The organism is Micromonospora sp. 4G55, from assembly GCF_016803375.1.
The window spans coordinates 1-3,315 of the sequence record NZ_JAEVHN010000670.1; the positions used below are offsets into that span (position 1 = coordinate 1).

General features: G+C 74.7%; 1 protein-coding gene and 2 pseudogenes. 2 read left to right on the top strand and 1 reads right to left on the bottom strand.

Annotation, left to right across the window (positions count from 1 at the left end; translation table 11 throughout):
- On the bottom strand, nt 1-404 hold a 404-nt coding region (locus JNW89_RS32050), incomplete at its 3' end, for an MFS transporter (RefSeq protein WP_238451902.1).
- Between the two features lie 113 nt (nt 405-517).
- Between JNW89_RS32050 and JNW89_RS32055 the strand changes: the two are divergent.
- Both JNW89_RS32055 and JNW89_RS32060 read left to right on the top strand, forming a co-directional pair.
- Nucleotides 518-2,306: pseudogene (locus tag JNW89_RS32055) on the top strand (HSP90 family protein).
- Between the two features lie 7 nt (nt 2,307-2,313).
- A pseudogene (locus JNW89_RS32060) lies at nt 2,314-3,315 on the top strand (hypothetical protein); the annotation flags it as partial.

The following is a 3,315-nucleotide window of genomic DNA, read 5'->3' on the forward strand; positions in this document are numbered from 1 at the left end:
CGGCACACCGGCCCGGTCCACCGCCACCGTGGCGGCCAGCGCCGCGACCACGGCCGCCCGCAGGGCGTCCACCAGCGCCATCGTCCGGCGGCGGTCCCAGCGGTCGGCGCCCGGTCCACCGCCACCGTGGCGGCCAGCGCCGCGACCACGGCCGCCCGCAGGGCGTCCACCAGCGCCATCGTCCGGCGGCGGTCCCAGCGGTCGGCGTACACGCCGCCGAGCAGGCCGAGCAGCAGCGGCGGGAGCTGCCCGGCGACGGTCACCACGGCCACCGCCCGGGGGTCGCGGGTCAACGTCGCGGCCAGCAGGGCCAGCGCCGGCGTACGCAGGGCGTCGCCGAACCGGGAGGAGACGGCGGCGGACCAGAGCAGCCGGTAGTCCCGGCCGAGTGGGGTGGCGGTCATGCCGACGGACCCTGCCGCCTCGACCGGGTCGAGGGTCAAGGCGACCGGAAAGGGGTCGGACAGCGTCAGTCATCACCGGTACGGTGAGCGCCGAATCCGACCGGGGAGAGCGTGTGGACCGCACCTTCCAGGTCGACCTCCGTGGCGTGGTCGACCTGCTCAGTCATCACCTCTACGGCAGCCCACGGGTGTACGTCCGGGAACTGCTCCAGAACGCCGTCGACGCGATCACCGCCCGCCGCGCCACCGAACCGGACGCCCCCGCCCGGGTCCGGATCGAGCCGCCGGAGCTGACCGGCGACGGCACCCTGCGGGTGCACGACACCGGCGTCGGCCTCACCGAGGCGCAGGTGCACGAGCTGCTGGCCACCATCGGCCGCAGCTCCAAGCGCGACGAGCTGGGCTTCTCCCGGCACGAGTTCCTCGGCCAGTTCGGCATCGGCCTGCTCTCCTGTTTCCTCGTCGCCGACGAGATCCGGGTGGTCACCCGGCACGCCGACCAGCCGACCGTGCTCTGGACGGGCTGGTCCGACGGCCGGTACGCCGTCCGGCCCGCCCCGCCCGAGCAGGCCCGGCCGGAGCCCGGCACCACGGTCACGCTGGTGCCCCCGCCGCGACGCCGACCAGTGGTTCGGCGTGCCGACGGTGACCGAGCTGGCCCGGCTCTACGGCAGCCTGCTGCCGGTCGACGTGCGGGTCGCGACACCCCGACCACCGCCGGGCCGCCGCCCTGGCCGACCGTCCCCGGCGCGCCGCTGGACCGGGCGGCCCTGGTCCGGTACGCCCAGGAGACCCTCGGCTTCGTCCCGTTCGACGTGGTGCCGCTGGCGGTGCCCGAGGCCGGGCTGACCGGGGTGGCCTTCATCCTGCCCACCCCGGTGAACCCGGGCAGCGCGGGCCGGGCACCGGGTCTACCTCAAGCGGATGCTGCTCACCGAGCACGCCGACGGGCTGCTGCCGGACTGGGCCTTCTTCGCCCACTGCGTGGTGGACGCCAGCGAGTTGCGGCCCACCGCCAGCCGCGAGGCGCTCTACGAGGACACCCTGCTCACCGGCACCAGGGACGCCCTCGGCGACCAGGTGCGCGGCTGGCTGGTGCGGCTGGCCAAGCACGACCCGCGCCGGCTCGCCGAGTTCCTCCAGGTGCACCACCTGGGGGTCAAGGCGCTCGCCCTGCACGACGACGAGATGCTGCGCCTGGTCGACCAGTGGTGGCCGATGGAGACCAACGTCGGCACGCTCACCCTCGCCGAGTTCCGGCAGCGCCACGGCCTGCTCCGGTACGCCGCCAGCCTCGACGAGTTCCGCCAGCTCGCCGCCGTCGCGGCGGCGCAGGACCTGGCCGTGGTCAACGGCGGCTACACGTACGACACCGAGCTGATCGAGCGGCTGCCCGCGGTGGACCGGTCGGTGCTGATCGAACGGCTGGAGCCGAGCGACCTGACCACCCGCTTCGAGGCGCTCGAACCGCACGTCGAGCTGGCCCTGCGGCCGTTCCTGACCGGCGCCCAGCGGGCCCTGGAACGGCTCGGCTGCGAGGTGGTGGTCCGGGCGTACGACCCGGTCTCGTTGCCGGCGCTCTACCTGGTCAGCCGCTCGGCGGCGTTCAACGACCAGCTCGCCGCCAGCCGCGAGAAGGCCGACGAGCTGTGGGGCGGCGTGCTGGACGCGCTGGCCGCCTCCGCCCCGCCGGACCGCCCGCAGCTGGTGCTCAACCACCGCAACCCGCTGGTCCGCCGGGTCACCACGCTGACCGACCCGGAGCTGGTCGGGCTCGCCGTCGAGGCGCTCTACGGGCAGGCGCTGCTGCTCGGCCACCATCCCATCCGCGCGGCCGACGCCGCCCTGCTGAACAGTTCCTTCCTCGGCCTGCTCGGCCGGGCCGTACCGGGACGGGAGTGAACCGACCGTGAGCGACGACGACCTGTGGCGGCTGCTGCACGAGGCCCACAACATGCCGTACGGGGCGGGGCAGACCGCCGCGCTGGAACAGTTGATCCGGCGGGCCGACGCCGGCGACGACCGGCACCTCGCCTTCGCCGCCCGGATGCAGGCCACCACCGCGTACGTCTACGGCGGCGAGCCGGCGAAGTCCTTCGTGACCTTCTCCTGGTGCCTCGCCGAGTTCGACCGGGACCCGCAGCCCTATCACCAGCGCTTCGCCCACCAGCTCCTCTGGCACTTCAAGTACATGGTCAGCGCCATGCTGAAGTTCCCCGAGCTGCCGCTGGACCGCACCTACGCGGTGCTGGAGGACATGGAGCGGCGCTACCGGGACACCGGGCACTCGCTGCAGGCCGTGTACAAGCACTGCTACCTGGTGGCGTCGCACCTCGGGGCGCACGACGAGGCCGCCGACTGGTACCGCCGGTGGATGACCACCCCCCGCGACGCCCTCTCCGACTGCGCCGGCTGCGACCCGACCACGCAGGTGCACCACCTGTCTGAGGTGGGCCGGCACGACGAGGCGGTGGCCCTGGCCGAGCCGGTGCTCGCCGGCCGGCTCAGCTGCACGGAGCAGCCGCAGGCGATCCTCACCGCGCTGCTGCCGGCGTACCTGCGTACCGGCCGGTCAGCGGCCGCGCGGGACGCGCACCGGGAGGCGTACCGGCGGCTGCGGTCGAACCTCTCCGACCTGTGGGAGATCGCCGACCACGTCGAGTTCTGCACCCTGACCGGGAACGACGCCCGCGCCCTCGAACTCGTCGAGCGGCACCTGGACTGGCTGGACCGGGCGCCCACCCCGGCCGCCGCCATGCACTTCGCCGCCACCGCCGCGGCCGCGCTGCGGCAGGTGCCGGGCGAGCTGACCGTGCACCGCCGGGCGTTCGGCGACCGGTCGGCCGGGGAGGTGCCGGTGGGCACCCTCGCCGCCGAGCTGACCGACCACGGCGACCGCGCTGGCCGCCCG